The following is a 23,784-nucleotide window of genomic DNA, read 5'->3' as shown; positions in this document are numbered from 1 at the left end:
GCCATGCGCCGCGCCGATCGCCTCTTTGCCATCGTCCAGCACCTGCGTGGTGGCCGGCTGGTCACCGCCCGCAAGCTGGCCGAATGGCTGGAGGTCTCGGAACGCACGATCTACCGTGACATCGCCGACCTCCAGGCCTCCGGCGTGCCCATCGACGGCGAGGCCGGGGTCGGCTACATCCTGCGCTCCGGTTTCGACCTTCCTCCGCTGATGTTCACCCGCGAGGAGGTTGTCGCGCTCGTCGCCGGCGCCCGGATGATCCGCGCCTGGGGCGGCGCCGCCATGGCGAGGGCAGCGGAAGAGGCCCTGGTCAAGATCGCTTCTGTCCTGCCAGACGACGGCGCGGCGCGCATCGATGCGCCACGGGTCTACGCGCCACCGATGACCCTCTCCGACAACGAGCGCGGGCTCATCGACCGCATCGAGGCTGCCTGCGACACGGGATCGGTGATGGGTCTGAGCTATCGTGACGAGTCCGGCCGCGCCAGCGAGCGCACGATCCGGCCGCTCGGCCTCTGGTTCTGGGGCAAGGTCTGGACCCTCGTGGCCTGGTGCGAACTGCGCGAGGACTTCCGCATGTTCCGTCTCGACCGGATGCTGGCGCTGGCGCCGACAGGTGAACGGTTCCGGCCCGAACCGGGCAAGCGCCTGGCCGATTTCTTCCGCTACATGGAAGCCTGCGGCGAGATCCCGCGCGCCAGGCTCCCGTCAGCCGGTCCCTGACAGCGAAAAGGCCCGGCATCCATCCGGACACCGGGCCTTTCTGTCATTGGCGGCAGGGACGATCAGAACGAATCGTCGTCCTCGTCCTCGATCTTGCCCTTGAGCGAGGAGAGCTTGGCGAACACCTTGTCCGCATCCAGTTCCTCTTCCTCTTCCGCCGGGGCCGCCGTGGAGGCGGATCCGAACACCGACGTGCTCTCGTCGAGGTTTTCCGTCGCGCTGGCCGGCAGCAGGGTATCGCCCGTTTCCGGCTTGGGCGGCGCGTTCTTCGAGGCTTTCTGGACTTCCAGGTCGAGGTCGATCTGCGAGCACAGGCCGAGCGTGACCGGGTCCATCGGCTGCAGGTTGGCGGAGTTCCAGTGCGTCCGCTCGCGGATCTGCTCGATCGTCGACTTGGTCGTGCCGACCAGGCGCGAGATCTGCGCATCCTTCAGTTCCGGATGGTTGCGGACCAGCCACAAAATGGCGTTCGGGCGATCCTGGCGCTTCGACAGCGGCGTGTAGCGCGGACCCTTGCGCTTCTTTTCCGGGATGCGCACCCGCGATTCCTGCAGCTTGAGCCGGTAGTCGCCGTCGCCTTCCGCCCGCGCGATCTCGTCGCGGGTCAGCTGGCCGGTGGAAACCGGGTCGAGGCCCTTGATGCCCTGTGCCGCCTCGCCGTCGGCGATCGCCTTGACCTCGAGCGGATGCAGTTTGCAGAAATGGGCGATCTGGTCGAAGGAAAGCGCGGTATTGTCGACCAGCCAGACGGCGGTCGCCTTGGGCATGAGCAGTTGCTGGGCCATGTTGACGAATCCTCTTTCTTCGCCCGCGTCTCCCGTCGCGGGCGGTGGTCGCAGCCACCAGTTATAAAGGGAAGTGCCACCCCTATAGTCGCATTTGCCGCCAAGCGCAATGGAAACCCGCCGGACCGCTTGACAGCCAAGCGCCCCGTCGTTTATGAGCCAGCATCCTTTTTGAGAGAGGCGCGCCCGAGCTGGCGCGCTTGTCATGTCAGGCCCGCCCATCCATGGCAGGGCCCAGAAGAACGGGTCGGAACGATGAAGATCAAGAATTCGCTCAAGGCGCTCAAGAGCCGTCACCGCGACAACCGCATGGTTCGCCGCAAGGGCCGCATTTACATCATCAACAAGCAGAACCCGCGCTTCAAGGCGCGCCAGGGCTGATTGCTGACGCTGCCCCGCGCCGTGGCCCGGCCACGGATCGGGTCATCACGCGATTTTCGGTTTGACGTTTCGCTGAACGGGATTACCCTTCCGTTCATGCGGAACGTTTTTGCTTGCCTGTCCATCCTGCTTTGCCTTTCCGGCCCGGTGCTCGCCAGCGAGCAGGCACCGCGCACCGAGCGGCTCGACAACCTTTTTTCCGACCTCAAGCGGACGGCCAATGCATCCGCGGCCCGCAGGATTGCCGGCCGGATTTCGGCGATCTTCGCCGAATCGGACAGCGCGACCGTCGATCTGCTGATGGAGCGCGCCGCCAAGGGGATCGAGGACAAGAAATACGATCTCGCCCTCGACATGCTTGACCAGGTGATCATGCTCGACCCGGCATACGCCGAGGGCTGGAACCGGCGCGCGACGGTCAATTTCCTGATGAAGAACTACGCCAAGGCGATGGCCGACATCGAGCGCGTCCTCGAGCTTGAGCCACGCCATTTCGGCGCCATGGTCGGCCTCGCCGCCATCCTGCGCGCCGAGAACAAGGACGAAAGCGCACTCGGCGTCTACGAGCGGGCGCTCGAAGTCTACCCCATGATGCGCGAGGCGCAGGAAGCGGTCGGGAAACTGGCCGACAAGCTCGCCGGCGAACCGATCTGACTTCCGCCCCCAGGACGCCAGCACCGACAGGGACACCCGCGAGGCCCATGCTCAATCTTGCCGCCGCCGCCCTCGCTTTCCTGGTCGCCCTGGCCGCGATCCTCTTCGGGTTGACCCGCATCGGCGTGTTCCTGATCGAACGGCGCCATCCACCCGTGGGAACCTTCGCAACCGTCAACGGCACGCGCATGCACTTCTTGCACGTGGCCGCGCCGGAGGGCGCATCGCTGCCGCCGGTCGTCTTCATTCACGGCGCGAGCGGCAACCTGAACGATCCCATGGGACCGCTGCGCCCGCGCCTGGAAGGCAAGGCGGAACTGCTGTTCCTCGACCGTCCGGGCCACGGATGGTCGGGTCGCGGTCCGTCCGAAAACGCCACCCCGGCCGGCCAGGCCCGCACCATTGCGGCGCTGATGGACCACCTCGGGATCGCCAGGGCCATCATCGTCGGCCATTCGTTCGGCGGCGGCATCACGGCGGCCCTGGCGCTGGAGCGCCCCGAAAAGGTCGCCGGCCTGGTCTTCGTTTCGGCGGCGAGTCATCCCTGGCCGGGCGGCAAGACATCCTGGTACTATCCGATCGCCGCGCGCCCCGTTGTCGGCCGCCTGTTCTCCTACCTCGTCGCCCTGCCGGCCGGCAGCCTGCGCATGGCGGCCGGGACCGGATGCGTCTTCTCCCCCAATCCCGCGCCGCCAGGCTATTCCGGCACGGCGGCCATTCCGCTGGTGCTCCGGCCGGCCAATTTCCGCTACAACGCCATCGACGTCGAAGCGCTTTATCCCCACGTGCTGAAGGCCGCGCCGCGCTATCCCGCCATTGATGCGCCGACCGTCGTCATTTCCGGCGACCACGACACCGTGGTCTACGAGGAGATCCACTCGGTCGGACTGGCCCGCGACATTCCGGGCGCGAAACTCGTCTGGGTGAAGAACCTCGGTCACAAGCCGGATTACATTGCGCCGGAACTGGTTGCCGCGGCCGTTGGCGCCGTGGCGGGCGCGCCGCCAGCCCTTCTCGGCGATGTCGATGCGCTCGCCCGCGAGGCCGAGCAGCGCATCGCCGGGCAGAACTTCGGCCCGTACGAGAAATGCAAGGACGGCCCGCCGCCCGCCAGCGCCGCCATGGGCAGCCAGGCCGAATAGGCTTCCGCTAGCGGAGCGCCAGCATCGCCTCAGCCGCTGCCCGGTAGCGGGCGTGCCCCTCGGCGAAGGCATCCGCCAGCAGCGGGTCCGGATCGACGGTCTCGGAGATTTCCGGCAGGCCGGCGAGCGCCGTTTCGCCCGTCGCCGCCATCATGCCGAGACGTGCCGCGCCGAAGGCGGCGCCGAAGTCGCCGGCCACCGGCAGCGACAGCGGAACGCCGAGCGCGGTCGCGATCGCCTGGACCCAGTAGGCCGAGCGCGCACCGCCGCCCACCGCCACGCAGGTCTCGATCCGCGTGCCCGTGGCCGCCAGCGCGTCCTGGCAATCCTTGAGCGCAAAGGTGACGCCTTCGAGGACCGCGCGGATCATTCCGTCGCGATCGGTCGCATGGTCGAGCCCGGTGAAGGCACCGCGCACCGTGGCGCTGTTGTGCGGCGTCCGTTCGCCGCCGAGATAGGGCAGGAACACCGTCCGGCCCGGCGCGCGCAGGCTGCCCAGGTGGCTGGTCGCCTCCGCCGCCGTGACCCCGAAGACGCGCGCCGCCCAGTTGAGTGAATCGGCGGCCGACAGGATCACGCCCATCTGGTGCCAGGCACCCGGCAGCGCGTGGCAAAAGGTATGCACGGCGGTTTCGGGTGCCGGCTGATAGCCGTCGTTGGCCGCAAACAGCACGCCGGAGGTTCCGAGCGAGACGAAGGCCCGGCCCGGCCTGGTGACGCCGATACCGACCGCCGAGGCGGCATTGTCGCCGCCACCGCCGGCCACGACGACGGTCTCGGGCAGGCCCCAGCGCTCGACCAGCGCCGCGCGCAACTGTCCGGACACGGCCGACCCTTCCACGAGGCGCGGCATGGCGTCCCGCGAAAGACCGCTGGTCGCCAGCAGCACGTCGCTCCAGTCGCGCTTGCCGGTATCGAGCCAGCTTGTCCCGGCTGCATCCGACATCTCGCCCACGCGCTCCCCTGTCAGCCAGAGCCGCAGGTAATCCTTGGGCAGCAGCACCGTCTTTACGCGGGCGAAGATCTCAGGCTCGTGGTTCTGCACCCAGGCCAGTTTCGGCGCCGTGAAGCCGGGGAACACGATGTTGCCGCTGATCTCGCGCCATACCGGGTCCGCGTCCATGGCGGCGGCCTCCTGCGCCGCGCGGGTATCGTTCCACAGGATGCAGGGGCGAAGCACCGCATCGCCGGTATCCAGCAGCGTCGCGCCATGCATCTGGCCCGACAGGCCGATCCCGGTCACGGCGGACAGGGCGCCCTTGGCCGCCAGCGCGTCCATGACGCTCTCCGTCGCGGCGATCCAGTCGGCCGGCGCCTGTTCCGACCAGCCGTCCTGCGGCCGCGACACCGTCAGCGGTGCGTGCGCCTCGGCGACGATGGACTGCCCGTCGTCGATCACGATGCCCTTGAGGCCCGAGGTTCCCAGGTCGAGGCCCAGATACATGTTGCTCTCCCGTGCTTTGCCGTCGCCGGCGTCAGTCTTTTCCGGCCGTCAGGGTCGAAATGAAATCGACCATTTCCGGCACCAGGCGCCCGCCGTAACCGGCCCCGTCGGCGAGCTGCAGCAGCAGTTTTGTTCCACCGGACATCAGCGAGATCCCCCCGGCATCCTGTGCCATCTGGCTGTAGTAACTGACATCCTTGAGGGCGTTGCGCATGGCGAAGGCCAGCTTCTGCGGATCGCCGTCGACGGCGTAGGCCTTGATGAAATCCATCATGCCGGAATGGTTCGGCCCGGCCGAGAGCACGTCGTAGAGCGATTGCCGCGACACCCCGGCCTTGTCGGCCATCGCAAAGGCTTCCGACATCGCCGCCGCCGTGGTCATGGCATAGAAATTGTTGATCAGCTTGATGGTGTGACCCGCTCCCAGCGCGCCGAGGTGGAAGACGTTCTCGCCCAGATCGTCGAGGACAGGCCGGATGGCGTTGAACGTCGCCTGGTCGCCGGCACACATGATGTTGAGCTTGCCTTCGCGGCCGTGGCTCGGCGTCCGCCCCAGCGGCGCATCCATGTAGGTGCCGCCCGCCGCCGCCACGGCCTCGCCGATCGTCCGCGTCGAGGTCGGCAGCGACGTGCCGAAATCCACCACGACCGTGCCCTTCTTCAGGCCGGCGATGACGCCGTCGTCCCCATACATCCGGCTTTCCACCTGCGCCGACGTTCCCACGCACAGCATGACGATGTCGCAGGCGGCGGCCAGGTCCCGCGCCGACCCCGCTTCTTTCGCGCCCCGGGCCAGCGCCGCTTTCACGCCGCTGCGGTCGCGGTTTCCGAGCACGGTCAGGTCATAGCCCTGGTCGATCAGGCGCTGCACCATGGCGGAGCCCATGAGGCCGAGGCCGATGAAGCCAATGGACGGTTTCGACATGCTTTTTCTCCCTTCGGGTTGCCGCGGTCAGGTGGCCTTGGCGAAGGCCGGTTTTGCGGCATTCTTCTGAATTTCGTAGATCGACCGGTTGAGTGCCGGCTGTGGCTGGGGAATGCGTACCGATACATCCTTCAGCCTTGGCTTCAAGGTCGGACGGCCGCACAGCAGCCGCGAATCGTAATCCTCGATCGACGCGAAGCCGGTCATCGATCCCATGATCGGAAACGCGTCCGCCGCCATCATCTCGTAGAACAGCATCCGCCGGTCGCGCGCCGAGGTGTTCAGCGCCGAGCCATGCACCATGTGGCCATGGTGAATGGAAATGGACCCGGCCGGACCGGTCAGTTGCACCGCGTCGGCCATCGAAAGCCCGGCGGCATCGAGGTCCATCGCCCCGGCGAACACGCCGTTGGCGTGATGGTCGAAGATCTCGCCGCGGTGCGTGCCGGGAAACACCATCAGCGGCCCGTTCTCCGCCACCATGTCGTCGATGAGAACGCCGACCGCCAGCACGTCGTCATTGGTATGCGGATAGAAGGCGAAGTCCTGGTGCCATTCGATCGCCGCGCCGTAGCCGGCCGACTTCAGGTTCAGCTTCGTCGTGTGAAGCCGCACGTCGGAGCCGACCAGGTCCCGCACCGGCGCCAGGATATGGTCGGATCGCAGCAGATCGTTCATGACCGGCGAGATCAGGTGCGGCAGCTTGATGCGGCGGATGCGGGGATTGCCGGGTGTGTGGCTGTCTTCGAGGTCCAGCCGGTCGTTGGATTCGCTCATGCCCCGCGCTTCGTCCTGGAACCGCGCCACCTCGGCGCGGATCGCCTCGATGATCGCCATAGGCACGCGGTTTTCCAGCAGCAGGTAGCCGTTGTCCTGGTAGAAACCCACCTGCTCCGCCGTCAGTGTTTCCAGTTCACCCATGCATTCCTCCCGGAATCGGCTGCATTTGTTTGTTTTGTCGGATCAAGCCCTTGCCCGCAACCGCCCGATGGCTAATGTCGCGCTCAAGGGAGGCCCTTTCATGTCTGTCATCACATCCATCAAGACCCTTCGCCTTGACGAGTTTCCCAACCTGCTCTGGGTCGTCGTCGAGGACGACCGCGGCCACACCGGCCTTGGCGAGACCTTCTTCGGCGCGCGCGCCGTCGAGGCGTGGATCCACGAGACGGCCGCCGCCAAGCTGGTCGGCCAGGACGCCGAGCCGGAACCGGCGCGCATGGCGCTGACACCCGAGGTCGGCAGCCAGGGGGCGGGGGTGGAAATGCGCGGCATCTCCGCCATCGATATCGCGCTCTGGGATCTCAAGGCCCGGCGCCACGACGAACCGGTCTGGCAGGCGATGGGCGGGCGCTGCCGCAAGGCGATCCGCACCTACAACACCTGTGCCGGCTATGGCTACGTCCGCTCCACCGCCGGGCAGACGTCCTCCAACTGGGGCATCGGCTCGGGTGCCACAGGGCCCTACGAGGACCTCCAGGCCTTCCTCACCGACGCCGGCGCGCTGGCCCGCTCGCTGCTGTCGGAGGGGATCAACGGCATGAAGATCTGGCCGTTCGACCGCTATGCCGAGCGCTCCGCCGGCCAGAACATCCTGCCAGCCGAACTGGAGGAAGGGCTGAAGCCGTTCCGCCAGATCCGCGATGCGGTCGGCAATGACATCGACATCATGCTGGAGATGCATTCCTTCTGGAACCAGCCGGCCGCCCTCCAGATCGCCGAGGCCGTCGCGCCCTACGACATTTACTGGATCGAGGATGCCGTGCGCATGCAGGGCGTTTCCGCCTTGGCCGATTTCCGCGCCCGCAGCCCGATCCGCGTCACCGCCTCCGAGACCATTGCCGGGCGGCACCAGTTCCGTGAACTGCTCGAGGCGGACGCCGCCGATTTCGTCATGCTCGATCTCGGCTGGTGCGGCGGTTTGACGGAGGGCAAGGCCATCGCGGCGCTCGCCGATGCCTGGCACCGGCCGATCGCCCCGCACGACTGCACCGGTCCGGTTGTCTATGCCGCCTCCTGCCACCTGTCGGTCCATGCCCGCAACGCCGTGATCCAGGAGAGCGTACGCGCGCTCTACACCGGTTGGTACACCGAGGTGGCCGATGGCCTGCCGGTCGTTGCCGACGGCATGGTCGCGCCGGCGGAACGGCCCGGCCACGGCATCACGCTCAAGCCGGGTGCCTTCGAACGCGCCGATGCGACGGTGATGGAAAGCCGCTGACCGGAGGGATCCGGTCGCCCCGGCGCTGCCGTTCGCTGAAGTGCGGCGGGCGGCGGCCGGGTCCGGCATCACATGGTCGCCCCGATCTGCCAGGGCACGAACTCGAAATCGCCCAGCCCCTGGGCCTCCGACTTGGACTGTTCGCCCGACGCCACGCGAAGCAGGAGCTCGTAGATCTCGCGGCCCTTTTCCTCCAGCGAAACGCCTTCCGTCAGCATGGCCCCCGCGTTGACGTCCATGTCGTCGGTCATGCGGTTGTACATCTCGCTGTTGGTCGCGATCTTGATACAGGGCGCCGGCTTGGAACCGAAGGCCGAGCCGCGACCCGTGGTGAAGGCCACGAGGTTGCAGCCCGACGCGATCTGCCCTGTGACGGATGCCGGGTCGTACCCCGGTGAATCCATGAAGGTGAAGCCGCGTGCCGTTACCGGCTCGCCGTACTTGTAGACGCCGTTGAGCGGCGTCGTGCCGCCCTTGGCCGCCGCGCCGAGCGACTTTTCCAGGATGGTCGTCAGCCCGCCCTTCTTGTTGCCGGGCGACGGGTTGTTGTCCATCGAGCCCTTGTTGCGCGCCGTGTAGTCTTCCCACCAGCGGATCAGGCCAACGAGCTTGTCACCGGTCTTGCGGTCGCTCGCGCGCCGCGTCAGCAGGTGTTCCGCGCCATAGATTTCCGGTGTCTCGGCCAGCACGCCGGTTCCGCCCTGCGCAACCAGGAGGTCACAGGCCTGGCCCAACGCCGGGTTGGCGGTGATGCCCGACCACGCATCCGAACCGCCGCATTGCAGCGCCACCATCAGTTCGGACGCCGGGCACGGCTCGCGCCGGGCCTCGTTGGCCAGCGGCAGCATGGCGCGCACCTTCTCGATACCGAGTTCCACCGTCTTGCGCAGCCCCGCCACGTCCTGGATGTTCATCGCCTGGAACAGCGGCCCCTTCTCGATGCCATAGGCTTCGAGCAGCCAGTCGATCTGGTTCATCTCGCAGCCCAGGCCGACCATCAGCACGCCGCCGTGGTTGGGATGGCGCGCATAGCCCCACATCACGCGCTGCAAGGCGTCGAAACCGTCGCCGGACCCGGCCATGCCGCAGCCCGTGCCGTGCACGAAGGCAACCACGCCGTCGACGTTCGGGTATTGCGCCATTTCCTCCGGGCCGAACGCCGAGGCGATCATCCGCGCCGCCGTCGCCGAACAGTTCACCGAGGTCAGCACGGCGATGTAGTTGCGCGTGCCGACGCGGCCGTTGGCGCGGCGATAGCCCATGAAGGTGTCGCGGCCGGCTTCCGGCACGAAGGCAACCGGCCTGAGATCGGTGGAGAACTCGTACTCCGCCTCGGTGTTGCGGAACTCGGTGTTCTGCGTGTGGACATGCTCGCCCGGCGCGATGTCGGCGGAGGCATAGCCGATCACCTGCGCATACTTGCGGATCACCGCGCCCTGGGGAATGGCCACCGTGGCGATCTTGTGTCCGCGCGGGATCATCGTGGTGGTGACCACGCCTTCCACCGGCGTTCCGGCCTCGAGGGCGCGGATGGCGGTGACGACGTTGTCGGAGGCATCGAGGCGGACGGACACGGCAGAAGAACGGGTCATCTTGATCTCCCGGTTAGGGCAACTCCGGAGAAAGCGGGCACCGGTTTCGCGTCCGGAATTGCGATGAAACAGTGCGATAGAGCATTCGGGCCAGTCAATGAAGAGCGATAATGCTTCCGAACGGCGACGGCGGACCCCGATGGCCCGCCGCGTGGATATGCCTGCTCGCTCCCCGTCAGGACATGAAGAACATGGTCAGTTCCGGGAAGAACAGGATCAGGGCAAGAACCGCAATCTGGATGGCCATGAAAGGCATGAAACCGCGGAAGATGTCGGGCAGCGTGATATGCGCCGGCGCGACCGACTTCAGATAGAAGGCGGCAGGCCCGAAGGGTGGCGACAGGAACGACACCTGCATGTTGACGCAGAACAGGATGCCGAACCACACCTTGACGAAGCTCGGCATGGCAACCAGCGGGCCGAACACGCCGATCTGGTCGACCGGCAGCTTGAGCACGATGGGCAGGAAGACCGGCATGACCAGAAGCACGATGCCGACCCAGTCCATGAAGGCGCCGAGGATGAGGAAGATGACCATCATCACCAGCAGGATCGACAGCGTCGGCATTTCCGCGCCCACGATCAGGTTGGCGACGTAGTTCGGTCCGCCGGCAATGGTGTAGGCACCGGCCAGCGCGGTGGCGCCGAAGGTGACCCAGATGATCGTGCCGGTCGACCGGAAGGTGCGCATCATCGCGTCCCGCACCAGTTCCCAGGACAGCTCGCCGCGGATGGCGATCAGGATCAGCACCGCCACGGAGCCCATGCCGGCCGCTTCCGTGATGCCGGTGACGCCGCCGTAGATCGACCCCAGCACGACGAAGACGACGATCAGCGGGGCGACAAGGCCCTTGCTGAGACGCCAGGTGTCGCTGATCGTCTGCCGCCCGAAGGCGATTGACGGCACGAACAGGCCCGCCGCCAGCATGGCACTGTAGATGGCGAGGCTCTGCGCCGGGTAGGGATGGTAGTCCGTCGGCTTCAGCAGGCCGGCGGCGTTCTGCAGTTCGATCATCGCCGCATGGGCCAGGAACAGGGCGCCCCAGGCGCCGGCCAGCCACAGCACCAGCGTGAAGAAGGCGCGCTGCTTGTCGCGCGCCGGCATGTCGTCCGGTCCCGGCTCCGGCAGCGGCGCCAGCGAAGGGTTCAGCCGGGTGCGTACCAGGATGTAGACGATGTAGCTGCCGCCGAGAATGAAGCCGGGCACGAAGGCGCCGCGGAACAGTGCGTCGATCGAGGTTTCCGTGATCAGGCCGTACATGATCAGCACGATCGACGGCGGGATCATGGTGCCAAGCGACCCGGAGGCGCAGATCGTGCCGACCGCGAGGTTCTGGTTGTAACCGAGCCGCAGCATCTGCGGCAGCGCGATCAGGCCGAGCAGCACCACTTCGCCGCCGATGATCCCGGACATGGCCGCCATGATGATGGCCATGATCGAGGTGACGATGGCGATGCCGCCGCGCGTCCGGCTCATCCACAGCGTCAGGCTGTCATACATGTCGCGCGCGATGGACGATCGTTCCAGCAATGTCGCCATCAGGATGAACAGCGGCACGGAGATCAGCACGTAATCGGTACACAGGCCGTACATGCGCTGGGCGAGAATGTTCAGCGGCCCGGTTCCGAACGAATGGAACAGCAGGTCCGGGCCGAACTTCATCACCATGACGACGACGGCCAGGAAGCCGGAGGCGAAGCCGAGCGGCATGCCGATGGCCAGCAGCAAGAGCATGCCGACCAAGACCACGATAGAGATCGTACCGATGTCCATTGTCCCCACCCCGTATTCTTTTTGCGGCTCGAAGAACCCGACGCCGGCTTGTCTTGGAAAGTGTCAGTTCGCTCCCGCCGGGGAGCAACGGCCTAGGCGCCCCGGCTGGAACCCGCCCCGTGCCGCGCGTCGATTTCGGCCTCGGCCTTGCGGATGCCTTCCACGTCGATGTCGACCTCGTCGAGAATGCTGTGCTCGTTGGAGGTCCGGTTCCAGTCCATGATCAGGTTGGAGATGGCCTGCAGCGCGGTCAGCACCAGCACGCCAAGGATCAGCGGCTTCATGGTCGCCGGGATCGGTGGATCCCATGCCGTCCCGAAACGCTCCCAGCGCATCATCTTGGCCCAGGCTTCGCCGAAGCCGCCCCAGATGACGGAGAAGACGAAGACCAGCAGCAGCGCCAGCGAGATGATGTCGAAGGCCCGGCGCAGCCAGGTCGGCACGATGTCGTAGAGAAGCGTGATGCGGATGTGGCTGCGCTGCTGCATGGCATAGAGCCCGGCAAGCAGGTAGACCGCGCCGGCAATCCACAAGGAGAGTTCATTGGCCCAGAGGGTGCCGCTGGCGAAGATGTAGCGCTTGATGACCTCGATGGTCATGACCACCACGATCACGGCAGGCAGGATCATCGTCGCCCGGCTGATCGTCCAGGTGATGCGATCGATCCAGCCGGTCCGTTCATGCTCGACCATGGCAGCCTCCTCCCGGCACGTCCTGGTATGGGAAAAGCGGCGGGTCCCGGAGGACCCGCCGCAGGAGCATTACTCGACCAGCAGGCCGAGGGACTTCAGGTAGCCCTTGTGGCTGGCCACGAGGTCCTTGGCTTCCGGCGTGGTCGCGAACTCGTCCCAGGTGGCCTGGGCGGCAGCGTGGAAGGCGCGGCGGTCTTCAGCGCTCCAGTCGGAGATCGTGACACCCTTGGCCTTCAGTTCGGCGGCAGCCTCGTTGTTGGCCTTCTCGCCGGCGAGCGCCTGGCGCAGCGCCAGCTTTTCCATCGCCACGCTCATGATGCGGCGCTGGTACTCGGGCATGCCGTCCCACTTCGCCTTGTTGCAGGCCAGGTGATCCGACGGCATCGAGTGGAAGCCCGGATAGGTGGCATACTTGGCGATGTCATAGAGACCCATGCCCATGTTGTTGGCCAGGATCGAGGCGTCGGCACCGTCGATGATGCCGGTCTGCAGCGCGGTGAAGACTTCCGTGAAGTCCATCACCACCGGCTTGGCGCCGAGCTTTTCGAAGATCTTGGTTTCCATGCCGGGGGGCGAACGGAACTTCCAGTCCTTCAGGTCGCCGATGCCGCTGATCGGCTTCGTCGAGGCCAGCGATTCCTGGCCGACGACCCACCAGCCGACGAGCTGCATGTCGTACTTGTTGTAAAGCTTCTGGGCCGCATCCAGGCCGCCGCCGAGCAGCAGCCAGCTGAGCTGCTGGTAGGGCGTGTCATAGCCGCCCATGATGTCGCCGACGAACTGGAACGCCGGGTTCTTGCCGGTCTGGTAGGCACCGCCGGTCATGTCGCAGTCGAGAATCCCGGTCGCGGCCGCGTCGAAGGTCTCGACCGACTTGACGACCGACGAGGAGTAGAACATCTCGATCTTGATCGAGCCGTTCGACATGGTCTGCACGTCGTCGACAAACATCGCGGCATTCTTGCCCGAGATCGTCTCCGGTCCGTAGTGCGTCTGGATGCGCAGCGTCGTCACGTCATCCGCAGCAAAGGCGCCCGAGGTCGCCAGGGCGGCCACCGCGGTCATCGCCAGAAGCGATTTCTTGAATTTCATGGATTGTCCTCCCGATTGGCCGGCGCGACATTGTCGCACCGTGACATACTCAATGCCACGACCTCCCGCGGCGTCAGCGACATTACATTTGCCATGATGGACCGACAACCCTTTTTTCCAATTTCATCAGAAATTTTGAAATTCATTGCAGATCACAAAAATATTGGGTAGCGTTCCATCATGGCCCGCGCCGCCGTGCAGCGTCCTGCTGTGCCCGATTCCGGTGCGGCGAAGCCCGGCACGAGCAGAAAAAGCGGGCATCCTGGGGAGGAGGAGGCATGGCGAGCGAAGAAGGGATGACGGCCCAGGCCGTCTACCGCTCCATCAAGGCGCGCCTGATGGCCGGCGAGTTCAAGGCCGGCGAAAAGCTGCGCCCCGACGTGCTCAAGGAGTCATACGGCATCAGTTCCAGCGCCATGCGGGAGGTCCTGCTGCGACTGGCCCACGAACATCTCGTCAGCCAGGAGGAACAGCGCGGGTTCCATGTTCCCGTCGCCTCCGAAAAGCGCCTGACCGAACTGATGAACCTGCGGATACTCCTGGAATGCGAGGGCGCCCGCCTGTCCATCAAGCATGGCGACCTGGAGTGGGAGGCCCGGCTCAACGCCGCGCACCACAAGCTGGCCCACATCGAGGCCAAGATGCGGGCCGCCGGCGACATCACCGAATTCGTGCCCATCTGGACGCGCATCGACTGGGAGTTTCACGACACGCTGCTGTCGGCCTGTCCCTCCGATACGCTCCGGGCCATCCATCGCAACATCTACGAGCAGTTCCGCCAGCAGGTGGTTGCCGAGCTGGAATCAGCCGGTTTCCGGGAGGCGACGGTCCCCGAGCACGAGGCCATTCTCGTCGCCGCGATCCGGCGCGACGTCGCCGCCTGCCATGCGGCCCTGAACGCCCACCTGCAAACCTACCGCGACGATCTTCGGGACCGGAAGACCGCCTGACCGGCCATCCTTGCCGGGACGGGAGGCCGGCAGCCATGACATCTGATCTCTTCGACCTGACAGGCCAGACCGCCCTCGTCACGGGCTCCAGCATGGGTATCGGCCTGGCACTGGCCAGGGGGCTTGCCGCCCACGGTGCCGCCGTCGTTGTCAACGGCCGCAACCCGGACCGTGCAAGCGAGGCCGCCGCGTCCATCCGCGAGGCCGGCGGCAAGGCGACCGTCGCCGCCTTCGATGTCACCGACGCGGCCGCGGTGAACGCCGCCGTTGCCGACGTCGAACAGGCAGGCCCGATCACCATCCTCGTCAACAATGCCGGCATGCAGTTCCGCACCCCGCTGGAGGATTTTCCGGACGAGAAGTGGGATGAACTGTTCCGCACCAACGTGACCAGCGCCTATCTCGTCGGCAAGGCCGTGGCCCGTGGCATGATCGCCCGCCGTGCCGGCAAGATCATCAACATCGCCTCGGTGCAGAGCGAACTGGCGCGGCCGGGCATTGCGCCTTATACCGCCACCAAGGGCGCCATCCGCAATCTCACCCGCGGCATGGCGACCGACTGGGCCCGGCACAACATCCAGGTCAACGCCATTGCGCCGGGCTACTTCCGGACGCCGCTGAACAAGGCGCTCTACGAGGATGCCGATTTCTCCGCCTGGCTGGAGAAACGCACTCCGGCCGGGCGCTGGGGCGAGGTGGAGGAACTGGTGGCTGCCGCGGTCTTCCTGGCCGGCAGGGGCTCGTCCTTCGTCAACGGCCACACGCTTTACGTCGACGGCGGCATCACCGCCTCGATCTGACTAACGGCAACGAGAGACGGATCCGCCATGACCAAGCCGAAGATCGCATTCCTGGGAACCGGCCTGATGGGTGGCCCGATGGCCGCCAACCTGCTGAAGGCCGGCTTCCCGGTCACCGCGTGGAACCGGACCCGCGCTAAGGCCGACGCGCTGGTTCCGGCCGGGGCGACCGTCGCCGGGACGCCGGCCGAAGCGGTCGGCGATGCAGATTACGTGATCTTCATGCTCTCCGACGGCACCGCCGTCGGCTCCATGCTGTTCGACCAGGGCGTCGCAGAGGCCATGAAGAAGGGAGCGACCGTCCTCGACATGAGCTCCATCAAGCCTTCGCAGGCGCGCGACCATGCCGCCCGGCTGGAAGCCATGGGCCTTGGCCATGTCGATGCGCCGGTCTCCGGCGGCACCAGGGGTGCCGAGGCCGCGACGCTCGCCATCATGGCAGGCGGCGACGAAGCCGCCGTCGATGCCGCCCGCCCGGTCTTCGAGGCCATGGGCAGGCCGGTGCGCGTCGGCCCGCACGGGGCCGGGCAACTGTCCAAGCTTGCCAACCAGGCGATTGTCGCCGTCACCATCGGCGTTGTCGCCGAGGCCATGCTGCTGGCCGAGAAAGGCGGCGCCGACCCCGCCGCCATCCGCCAGGCGCTGAAGGGCGGCTTTGCCGATTCCGTCATCCTTCAGCAGCACGGCGAGCGCATGACCACCGGCAATTTCGCGCCCGGCGGGCCGTCCCGGTTCCAGTTGAAGGATCTCGACAACGTGCAGGAGGAAGCCGCCCGCTGCGGTCTCACCCTGCCGCTGACCACCCAGATGCAGGAGCGTTTCAAGCGTTTCATCGAGGCGCTCGACGGCGGCGAGAAGGACCACTCCGGCATCTACCTCGAACTTCTCGACATCAACAGCCTCACCCGATGAGCGGAGCGCGCGGCATGAACATCCTGATCATCGGCGGTGGCGGCATGGTGGGCCAGAAGCTGGCCAGGGCTCTGGCCGCAGGCGGTCTTCCCGGCGCCGCGATTGCCGGCCTGACCCTGCATGACATCGTCGCCCCCCGCCCGGTCGAGGCTGCTTTCCCGGTGACCCTCGAGACCGGCAATTTTGCCGACGCCGCCGAAAGCGCGCGCCTCGCCGCCCGACGGCCCGATCTCGTCTTCCTGCTCGCCGCCATCGTCTCCGGCGATGCCGAGCAGAATTTCGACAAGGGCTGGGACATCAATGCCCGCGGCTCCTGGCACCTGCTGGAGGCACTGCACACCGAACACGCGAAGAGCGGCGGCAGCTATCGCCCGCGTGTCGTCTTCACCTCCTCCATCGCCGTCTTCGGCGCGCCTTTCCCCGACAAGATCGGCGACGATTTCCTCTGCGCCCCGCAGACCTCCTACGGCGCGCAGAAGGCGATGACCGAACTGCTGGTCGCCGACTATGCCCGCAAGGGCTTCATCGACGGCCTGTCGATCCGGCTTCCGACAGTCTGCGTGCGCCCCGGCAAGGCCAATCTCGCCGCTTCCTCCTTCTTTTCCGGCATCATCCGCGAGCCGCTGAACGGCAAGGAGGCCATCCTGCCGGTGGACGACGACGTGCGGCACTGGCACGCCTCGCCCCGCTCGGCTGCGGGCTTCCTCGTCCACGCCGCCTCGCTGGACACGGCGACGCTGAAGGGCCGCCTGAGCTTGAACATGCCGGGCGTCTCCTGCACGGTGGCCGAGCAGATCGAGGCACTGCGCCGCGTCGCCGGCGACGCGCCGGTGGCGTTGATCCGCCGCCAGCCCGACGAAACGATCCGCCGGATCGTGGCCGGCTGGCCGCGCGATTTCGACCCGGCCCGGGCGCTTGCGCTTGGCTTCCGGGCGGAAGACAGCTTCGAGGACATCATCCGGATCTACATCGAGGACGATCTGGAGAGCCGGGCCGCCTGAAGGCGGCCTTGACGGCATCTGAACACGTGAAAAGGGACGACAAGACCATGGGCAGCAGGTTGAGGCTTGAAGGCAAGACGGCGCTGGCGACCGCCGCCGGACAGGGAATCGGGCGGGCAACCGCCCTCGCCATGGCCGAAGAAGGTGCGAAGGTTTTCGCCACCGACATCAACGAGGCGGCCCTGGCCGAACTCGCGGGCATGAACCATCCGAACATCGAGACCTTCGTGCTCGACGCCCGTTCGGATGCCTCGGTGGCCGAGGGCGTCAGGCGCGCCAACCCGGACGTCCTGTTCAACTGCGCCGGCTTCGTCCACCACGGCACCATCCTCGATTCCACCGACGAGGAATGGGATTTCGCCTTCGATCTCAACGTGCGCTCGATGTACCGCACCATCCGCGCCGCCCTGCCGGCCATGCTGGAGCGCGGCTCCGGTTCGATCGTCAACATCGCTTCCGTCGCCTCGTCCGTGACGGCTGCGCCGAACCGCTTCATCTACGGCACCAGCAAGGCCGCCGTGATCGGCCTGACCAAGTCGGTTGCCCAGGACTTTGTCACCAGGGGCGTGCGCTGCAACGCCATCTGTCCCGGCACGGTGGAAAGCCCCTCGCTGCACGACCGCCTGCGCGCGACCGGCGACTACGAGGCCGCCATGCAGGCCTTCATCGCCCGCCAGCCCATGGGACGCATCGGCAGGCCGGAGGAGATTGCCGCCCTTGCCGTCTACCTGGCTTCGGACGAAAGTGCGTTCACCACCGGGCAGGCCTGCGTGATCGACGGCGGCTGGTCCATCTGAGCCGTCCGATCCGTCACGCCGAACTGCCCCCGACCGGAGATTCCGAACCATGACCAAGAAGAAAAACCCCGCCGACCTGCGTTCCCGCCAGTGGTTCAACAATCCGGACGACCCGGAGATGACCGCGCTCTACCTGGAACGCTATCTCAATTACGGCCTGACGCTCGATGAACTGAAGGGCAGCAAGCCGATCATCGGCATCGCCCAGACCGGTTCCGACCTGTCGCCCTGCAACCGGCACCATGTCGAGCTGGCCAAGCGCCTGCGCGATGGCATCATTGCCGCCGGCGGCACGGTGATGGAAATCCCGGTCCACCCGATCCAGGAGACCGGCAAGCGCCCGACCGCCAGCCTCGACCGCAATCTCGCCTACCTGTCGCTGGTCGAATCGCTCTTCGGCTATCCCATCGACGGTGTCGTGCTGACGATCGGCTGCGACAAGACCACGCCGGCGCTGCTCATGGCGGCCGCCACCGTCAACATTCCCGCCATCGCCTTCTCCGTCGGCCCCATGCTCAACGGCTTTTTCCGCGGCCAGCGCACCGGCTCCGGCACCATCGTCTGGAAGGCGCGCGAACTCCATGCCGCCGGCCTGATCGACGACGAGGGCTTTGCCGAGCTCGTCGCGTCCTCCGCCCCGTCGGTCGGCTATTGCAACACCATGGGCACGGCCACCACCATGAACTCGCTGGCCGAGGCGCTCGGCATGCAGCTTCCCGGCTCCGCCGCCATTCCCGCGCCCTACCGCGAGCGCGGCCAGATGGCCTACGAGACCGGCCGCCGCATCGTCGACATGGTCCACGAGGACCTCAAGCCGTCGCAGGTCATGACCCGCGAGGCCTTCGAGAACGCCATTGTGGTCAACTCCGCCATCGGCGGCTCGACCAATGCGCCCATCCACCTGAACGCCGTCGCCCGCCATCTCGGCGTCCCGCTCGACAATGACGACTGGCAGAAGGTCGGTCACGAGATCCCGCTCCTGGTCAATCTCCAGCCGGCAGGCGAATACCTCGGCGAGGACTACCACCGCGCCGGCGGCGTTCCGGCCGTCGTCAACGAACTGCTCAAGGCCGGCCTGCTGCCGCACCCGGACGCGCTGACCGTCAACGGAAAGACGATGGGCGAGAACTGCGCCGGCCGCGAGATTGTCAGCCCGGATGTCATCAAGCCCATCGGCGAACCGATGAAGACCCACGCGGGCTTCATCAACCTCAAGGGCAACCTGTTCGACAGCGCCATCATGAAGACATCTGTCATTTCCGAGGAATTCCGCCAGCGCTACCTGTCCAACCCGGACGACCCGGAAGCCTTCGAGGGCCGTGCCGTGGTCTTCGACGGACCGGAGGACTTCCACAAGCGCATCGACGACCCGGCGCTCGGCATCGACGAGCACTGCGTCCTGTTCATGCGTGGCGCCGGACCGATCGGCTATCCCGGCGGTGCGGAAGTGGTGAACATGCGCCCGCCGTCCTACCTCATCAAGAAGGGCATCTCCTCGCTGGCCTGCATCGGCGATGGCCGCCAGTCCGGAACGTCCGGCTCCCCCTCCATCCTCAATGCCTCGCCGGAGGCCGCCGCGGGTGGCGGCCTGGCCCTGCTGAAGACAGGCGACCGGGTGCGCATCGACCTGAAGAAATGCACCGCCGACATGCTCGTTTCCGATGACGATCTGGCCGCCCGCCGCAAGGAGCTGGAGGACAGGGGCGGCTATCCCATGCCCGAGAGCCAGTCGCCCTGGCAGCAGTATTTCCGCGAGAAGGTGCAACCCTTCTCCGAGGGCATGACGCTGAAGGACGCCGACACCTACCGCGACATTGGCAACCGCTTCGTGCCGCGCAACAACCACTGACCACACGATACCGATCACACGACAAGGAAGAATCCATGAAACTCGTACGTTACGGAAACCCCGGAGAGGAAAAGCCCGGCCTGATCGATGCCGACGGTGCCCTGCGCGACCTGTCTGCCCATGTCGATGACATCGCCGGTGCGGCCCTGTCCGACGAAAGCCTGGCGCGCCTCGCCGCCCTCGATGCCGCCTCCCTGCCGAAGGTCGAGGGCAACCCGCGCTTCGGCCCCTGCGTCGGCAACATCGGCAAGTTCATGTGCATCGGCCTGAACTATTCCGACCATGCCGCGGAAACCGGCGCCGATATTCCGGCCCACCCGATCCTGTTCATGAAGGCGAACTCCGCCATCGTCGGCCCGAACGACGACGTGGTCATGCCGCGCGGCTCCACCCACACCGACTGGGAAGTCGAACTGGGCGTCGTCATCGGCAAGCCCTGCAAGTATGTCTCGGAAGCCGAGGCCCTGGACTACGTCGCCGGATATTGCGTCATCAACGACGTGTCGGAGCGCCACTTCCAGACCCAGCTGACCGGCCAGTGGACCAAGGGCAAGTCCTGCGACACCTTCGGCCCGACCGGTCCCTGGCTCGTCACCCGCGACGAGGTCGGCGACCCGCAGGACCTCGCCATGTGGCTCGACGTCAACGGCAAGCGGATGCAGAACGGCAACACGTCCACGCAGATCTTCACCGTGGCCCAGGTCATTGCCCACCTCTCCACGCTGTTCACGCTGCATCCGGGCGACGTCATCTCCACCGGCACCCCGCCCGGCGTCGGCATGGGCATCAAGCCCGCACCGGTCTACCTCAAGGCGGGCGACGTCATGGAACTGGGCATCGACAAGCTGGGCAGCCAGCGCCAGACCGTGAAGGCGGACGCCTGATCATGAACGCTTACGACTTTTCCGGCGAGGTCGCCGTCATCACCGGCGGGGCGCAGGGCATCGGCCTTGCGACCGCACGGCGCATGGTTGAAGGCGGCGCCCGCGTCCGCCTCTGGGACATCGACGCGGCCATGCTCGAAAAGGCGAAGGCCGGCCTCGGCGAGGCCTGCTCCGTCGCGGTCGTCGACATCACCGACGCCGCTGCCTGCCGGGCAGCGGCCGAGGCCACGGTCGCCGACCTCGGCAAGCTCTCCATTCTGGTCAATTCCGCCGGCATCGCGGGCCTCAACGATCCGGTCGAGACCTATCCGGTCGAGGAATGGCTCAGGATCATGAACCTGAACCTCAACGGTACCTTCTTCACCAACAAGGCGGTCGTGCCCCACCTGAAGGCCAACGGCTACGGCCGCATCGTCAACGTGGCCTCGATCGCCGGCAAGGAGGGCAACCCCAACGGCGCCGCCTATTCGGCGTCCAAGGCCGGCGTGATCGGCCTCACCAAGTCGCTCGGCAAGGAACTGGCGGGCCAGGACATCGCGGTGAACTGCATCACCCCCGCAGCGGCGCGCACCCGCATCTTCGACCAGATGAAGCCGGAGTTCATCGACATGATGCTGTCCAAGATCCCGCGCGGGCGCTTTGTCGAGGTCGACGAGATCGCCGCCATGATCTGCTTCATGGCCAGCCGCGAGAATTCCTTCACCACCGGCGGCGTCTTCGACATTTCCGGCGGCCGGGCGACCTACTGATTGCTTCGCGCCAGAGCGCAGAAAGGCTTGTTGCGACATGAAACCCGATCTCCTGCTCGTCGGCGGCACGACGCCGCGCACCCTTGCCGCCCTGGAGGACCGCTTCACGGTTCATCCCGGCCGCGAGGTGACCGACTGGGACGCCTTCCTGGCGAAGAACGGCGAGGCCATCGTCGCCGTCGCCACCAACGGCCACGACGGGCTGAAGCCGGACATCATGGCGAAACTGCCCAACCTGAAGGTCATCTCCTGCTTCGGTGTCGGCTATGACGCCATCGACGCGAAGGCGGCCGCCGAACGGGGCATCCTCGTCACCCATACGCCGAACGTGCTCAACAACGACGTGGCCAACACCGCCATCCTGCTGATGCTGGCGGTCTCCCGCCGCGTCCTGCGTGACGATGCCTATGTCCGGGCCGGCAAGTGGAGCGGCTTCGGTGCCGCCCCGCTGACAAGTTCCATCGAGGGCAAGAAGGTCGGGATCCTCGGCCTGGGGCGGATCGGTGAGACCATCGCCCGCAAGCTGGAAGCCGGCTTCGGCTGCGCGATTTCCTACCACAGCCGCAACCCGAAGGACGTTTCCTGGCGCTATTGCCCCGACCTCGTCGAGATGGCCCGCGAGGTCGACTACCTCGTCGTCATCACGCCGGGCGGGGCGGCCACGAGCAAGCTCGTCAACCGCGCGGTCATCGAAGCGCTCGGTCCCGAAGGCACGCTGATCAATGTCGCGCGCGGCACGGTGATCGACGAGAAGGAAATGGTCGATGCCCTGGTCGATGGCCGCCTCGGCGCCGCCGGCCTGGACGTGTTCGAGAACGAACCGCACGTGCCGGAAGCCCTGTTCCCGCTGGAGAACGTCGTGCTCCTGCCCCACGTCGGCAGCGCCACGGTGGAAACGCGCCGTGCCATGGGCGACCTGACGGTGGAAAACCTCGTCCGCTTCTTCGATGAAGGCACCGTCACGTCGCCGGTTCCGGAATGCGCCCGCCTGGTGAAGAAGGGCTGACGCGTGTCCGCGAATGATCATGGCCGGCAGGCCTTTCTGGACGAGTTGCGTTCGGCCCTCGATGAACGCACCCTGTCGGTCGGCGAGGCCGTGCCGGAACGCAATCGCACGGACTGGAGCGGCCTTGCCCCCGTCTTGCCGCTGGCCCTGGTCCGCCCGGCGAACACCGCGGATGTGTCGCGGGCCATGGCAATCTGCCATCGCCACGGCGTACCGGTCGTGCCGCAGGGCGGCCTGACCGGCCTGTGCGGTGGCGCCATCCCGGAGGAAGGCGCCGTCGCCCTGTCGCTGGAACGCATGAACGCCATCGAGGAACTCGACGTGACCGGCAGCGCGATGGTCGTCCAGGCCGGCGTACCGCTGGAAAAGGTGCAGCAGGCCGCTGCGGCGGAAGGCCTCTACATGCCGCTCGATCTCGGCGCGCGCGGCTCCTGTGCCATCGGCGGCAACATCTCCACCAATGCCGGCGGCAACCGCGTCATCCGCTACGGCATGACGCGCGACATGGTGCTCGGACTGGAAGTGGTCCTGGCCGACGGCACCGTGGTCACCAGCCTCAACCGCATGATCAAGAACAACGCCGGTTACGACCTGAAGCAGCTTTTCATCGGCTCGGAAGGCACGCTCGGCATCGTCACCCGCGCTGTTCTGCGGCTGGCGCCCTTGCCGGCCTTTTCCACCGCCGCTGTCTGCGCGCTGGACAGCTACGAGGCCGTTCTCGACCTGCTGAAACAGGCGCGCCGCGGCCTCGGCCCCATGCTGTCGGCCTTCGAGGTGATGTGGGCCGACTACTGGAGCCTGATCGCCACGACACCGGGCCTGCGCATGCCGCTTCCCGCCGGCCATGGCTTCTACGTGCTGATCGAGGCGCAGGGCACCGACGACACCCATGACCGCGCAAAGTTCGACGCCTTCCTCGAGGCCCGTGCCGAGTCCGGCCTGCTGGCCGATGCGGTGGTCGCGCGGTCGCAGGCCGATGTCACCGATTTCTGGACCGTGCGGGACGCCGTCTCCGAGTTCTCGCAGACCTTCGGTGCCCATATCCCCTTCGATATCGGCCTGCCGATCCATCGCATGGACGACTTCGCCGTCGCCTGCCGCGCGGCCCTGGCGGAGGCGCTCGACGACGCCCATGCCCTGTTCTACGGCCACATCGGCGACGGCAACGTGCATATCGTCGTGCGCGACCGTGCCGCGGGCGGCAACCAGCCGAAACGGCTGATTTCCGATACGGTCTACAAGCTGGTCGGCACGTTCGGCGGCACCATCTCCGCGGAACACGGCATCGGCGTGTCCAAGAAGCCGTGGCTGGGCCAGACCCGCTCCGTCACCGAGATCGAAACCATGGCCCGCATCAAGGCCGCGCTCGATCCGCTCGGCCTGCTCAACCCCGGCAAGGTCCTGTGAGGGCCGC

The 23,784-nt window shown here is 66.6% G+C and carries 23 protein-coding genes; 15 read left to right on the top strand and 8 right to left on the bottom strand.

All coding sequences use genetic code 11. The features are described 5' to 3' along the window. Window positions 1-3: 3 nt before the first annotated feature. Window positions 4-723, top strand: a complete 720-nt coding sequence (locus CSC94_RS15615; RefSeq protein ID WP_099307299.1) for a helix-turn-helix transcriptional regulator — start codon at window positions 4-6, stop codon at window positions 721-723. Between the two features lie 62 nt (window positions 724-785). On the opposite strand, the gene CSC94_RS15610 is transcribed toward CSC94_RS15615, so the two are convergent. Continuing rightward, window positions 786-1,508 carry a DUF1013 domain-containing protein gene (locus CSC94_RS15610; protein ID WP_099307298.1) on the bottom strand — a complete coding sequence of 241 codons (723 nt, stop codon included), beginning with the start codon at window positions 1,506-1,508 and terminating at the stop codon, window positions 786-788. Window positions 1,509-1,763: 255 nt separating this feature from the next. Between CSC94_RS15610 and ykgO the strand changes: the two genes are divergently transcribed. The 3 genes from ykgO to CSC94_RS15595 all read left to right on the top strand — a co-directional run bounded on the left by ykgO (window position 1,764) and on the right by CSC94_RS15595 (window position 3,685). Continuing rightward, window positions 1,764-1,889 carry a type B 50S ribosomal protein L36 gene (ykgO, locus tag CSC94_RS15605; RefSeq protein WP_099307297.1) on the top strand — a complete coding sequence of 42 codons (126 nt, stop codon included), beginning with the start codon at window positions 1,764-1,766 and terminating at the stop codon, window positions 1,887-1,889. Between the two features lie 96 nt (window positions 1,890-1,985). After that, window positions 1,986-2,543 (top strand): tetratricopeptide repeat protein, encoded by a 558-nt coding sequence (locus CSC94_RS15600; RefSeq protein WP_099307416.1) that lies wholly within the window; start codon window positions 1,986-1,988, stop codon window positions 2,541-2,543. Between the two features lie 47 nt (window positions 2,544-2,590). Then, a complete protein-coding gene (locus tag CSC94_RS15595) occupies window positions 2,591-3,685 on the top strand; it encodes an alpha/beta fold hydrolase (protein WP_099307296.1) in 1,095 nt (364 codons plus the stop codon). A gap of 7 nt (window positions 3,686-3,692) precedes the next feature. Here the strand turns inward: CSC94_RS15595 and xylB are convergent, their stop codons facing one another. The 3 genes from xylB to CSC94_RS15580 are packed head-to-tail and all read right to left on the bottom strand — an operon-like array spanning window position 3,693 to window position 6,975. Further along, on the bottom strand, window positions 3,693-5,129 hold the full coding sequence (gene xylB / locus CSC94_RS15590) for a xylulokinase (RefSeq protein WP_099307295.1): 1,437 nt from the start codon (window positions 5,127-5,129) through the stop codon (window positions 3,693-3,695). A 31-nt stretch (window positions 5,130-5,160) separates the two neighbouring features. Beyond that, entirely contained in the window at window positions 5,161-6,054 is an 894-nt protein-coding gene (locus CSC94_RS15585; protein ID WP_099307294.1) for an NAD(P)-dependent oxidoreductase, read from the bottom strand. A gap of 27 nt (window positions 6,055-6,081) precedes the next feature. Beyond that, the gene (locus CSC94_RS15580) at window positions 6,082-6,975 is read right to left on the bottom strand and encodes a phytanoyl-CoA dioxygenase family protein (RefSeq protein ID WP_099307293.1); all 894 of its coding nucleotides are present in this window, start codon (window positions 6,973-6,975) and stop codon (window positions 6,082-6,084) included. Window positions 6,976-7,075: 100 nt separating this feature from the next. Between CSC94_RS15580 and CSC94_RS15575 the strand changes: the two genes are divergently transcribed. Further along, the gene (locus tag CSC94_RS15575; RefSeq protein WP_099307292.1) at window positions 7,076-8,272 is read left to right on the top strand and encodes a mandelate racemase/muconate lactonizing enzyme family protein; all 1,197 of its coding nucleotides are present in this window, start codon (window positions 7,076-7,078) and stop codon (window positions 8,270-8,272) included. A gap of 68 nt (window positions 8,273-8,340) precedes the next feature. Here the strand turns inward: CSC94_RS15575 and CSC94_RS15570 are convergent, their stop codons facing one another. The 4 genes from CSC94_RS15570 to CSC94_RS15555 all read right to left on the bottom strand — a co-directional run bounded on the left by CSC94_RS15570 (window position 8,341) and on the right by CSC94_RS15555 (window position 13,422). Then, on the bottom strand, window positions 8,341-9,864 hold the full coding sequence (locus CSC94_RS15570) for a UxaA family hydrolase (RefSeq protein WP_099307291.1): 1,524 nt from the start codon (window positions 9,862-9,864) through the stop codon (window positions 8,341-8,343). A gap of 175 nt (window positions 9,865-10,039) precedes the next feature. Beyond that, window positions 10,040-11,638, bottom strand: coding sequence for a TRAP transporter large permease (locus tag CSC94_RS15565; RefSeq protein ID WP_099307290.1), 1,599 nt, complete (start codon window positions 11,636-11,638; stop codon window positions 10,040-10,042). A gap of 92 nt (window positions 11,639-11,730) precedes the next feature. Then, window positions 11,731-12,330 carry a TRAP transporter small permease subunit gene (locus CSC94_RS15560; protein ID WP_099307289.1) on the bottom strand — a complete coding sequence of 200 codons (600 nt, stop codon included), beginning with the start codon at window positions 12,328-12,330 and terminating at the stop codon, window positions 11,731-11,733. 69 nt (window positions 12,331-12,399) lie between these two features. After that, window positions 12,400-13,422, bottom strand: a complete 1,023-nt coding sequence (locus tag CSC94_RS15555; RefSeq protein ID WP_099307288.1) for a TRAP transporter substrate-binding protein — start codon at window positions 13,420-13,422, stop codon at window positions 12,400-12,402. A gap of 278 nt (window positions 13,423-13,700) precedes the next feature. Between CSC94_RS15555 and CSC94_RS15550 the strand changes: the two genes are divergently transcribed. Genes CSC94_RS15550 through CSC94_RS15505 form a run of 10 tightly spaced genes read left to right on the top strand, consistent with a single transcriptional unit; the run spans window position 13,701 to window position 23,777 of the window. Beyond that, on the top strand, window positions 13,701-14,372 hold the full coding sequence (locus tag CSC94_RS15550) for a GntR family transcriptional regulator (RefSeq protein WP_099307287.1): 672 nt from the start codon (window positions 13,701-13,703) through the stop codon (window positions 14,370-14,372). 35 nt (window positions 14,373-14,407) lie between these two features. Next, a complete protein-coding gene (locus CSC94_RS15545) occupies window positions 14,408-15,172 on the top strand; it encodes an SDR family oxidoreductase (protein ID WP_099307286.1) in 765 nt (254 codons plus the stop codon). A 27-nt stretch (window positions 15,173-15,199) separates the two neighbouring features. Beyond that, entirely contained in the window at window positions 15,200-16,084 is an 885-nt protein-coding gene (locus CSC94_RS15540; RefSeq protein WP_099307285.1) for an NAD(P)-dependent oxidoreductase, read from the top strand. 14 nt (window positions 16,085-16,098) lie between these two features. Then, complete coding sequence (gene denD, locus CSC94_RS15535; protein WP_099307284.1) at window positions 16,099-17,085, top strand: D-erythronate dehydrogenase; 987 nt, start codon at window positions 16,099-16,101, stop codon at window positions 17,083-17,085. A 47-nt stretch (window positions 17,086-17,132) separates the two neighbouring features. Further along, window positions 17,133-17,882, top strand: a complete 750-nt coding sequence (locus CSC94_RS15530; protein ID WP_099307283.1) for an SDR family oxidoreductase — start codon at window positions 17,133-17,135, stop codon at window positions 17,880-17,882. Between the two features lie 49 nt (window positions 17,883-17,931). Then, on the top strand, window positions 17,932-19,731 hold the full coding sequence (locus CSC94_RS15525) for an IlvD/Edd family dehydratase (RefSeq protein WP_099307282.1): 1,800 nt from the start codon (window positions 17,932-17,934) through the stop codon (window positions 19,729-19,731). Window positions 19,732-19,766: 35 nt separating this feature from the next. Further along, window positions 19,767-20,615: a fumarylacetoacetate hydrolase family protein gene (locus CSC94_RS15520; protein ID WP_099307281.1), complete on the top strand. Its 849-nt coding sequence runs from the start codon at window positions 19,767-19,769 to the stop codon at window positions 20,613-20,615. A gap of 2 nt (window positions 20,616-20,617) precedes the next feature. Further along, on the top strand, window positions 20,618-21,364 hold the full coding sequence (locus CSC94_RS15515; protein WP_099307280.1) for an SDR family NAD(P)-dependent oxidoreductase: 747 nt from the start codon (window positions 20,618-20,620) through the stop codon (window positions 21,362-21,364). 37 nt (window positions 21,365-21,401) lie between these two features. Continuing rightward, window positions 21,402-22,370: a 2-hydroxyacid dehydrogenase gene (locus tag CSC94_RS15510; RefSeq protein ID WP_099307279.1), complete on the top strand. Its 969-nt coding sequence runs from the start codon at window positions 21,402-21,404 to the stop codon at window positions 22,368-22,370. 3 nt (window positions 22,371-22,373) lie between these two features. Next, a complete protein-coding gene (locus CSC94_RS15505) occupies window positions 22,374-23,777 on the top strand; it encodes an FAD-binding oxidoreductase (RefSeq protein ID WP_205853329.1) in 1,404 nt (467 codons plus the stop codon). Window positions 23,778-23,784 lie beyond the last annotated feature (7 nt).

Origin of the sequence: Zhengella mangrovi (assembly GCF_002727065.1) — a bacterium.
In the GTDB taxonomy this organism is placed as follows: Bacteria; Pseudomonadota; Alphaproteobacteria; order Rhizobiales; family Rhizobiaceae; genus Zhengella; species Zhengella mangrovi.
Note: the sequence above shows the minus strand (reverse complement) of the source record. Positions and strands in the feature narration are given on the sequence as shown.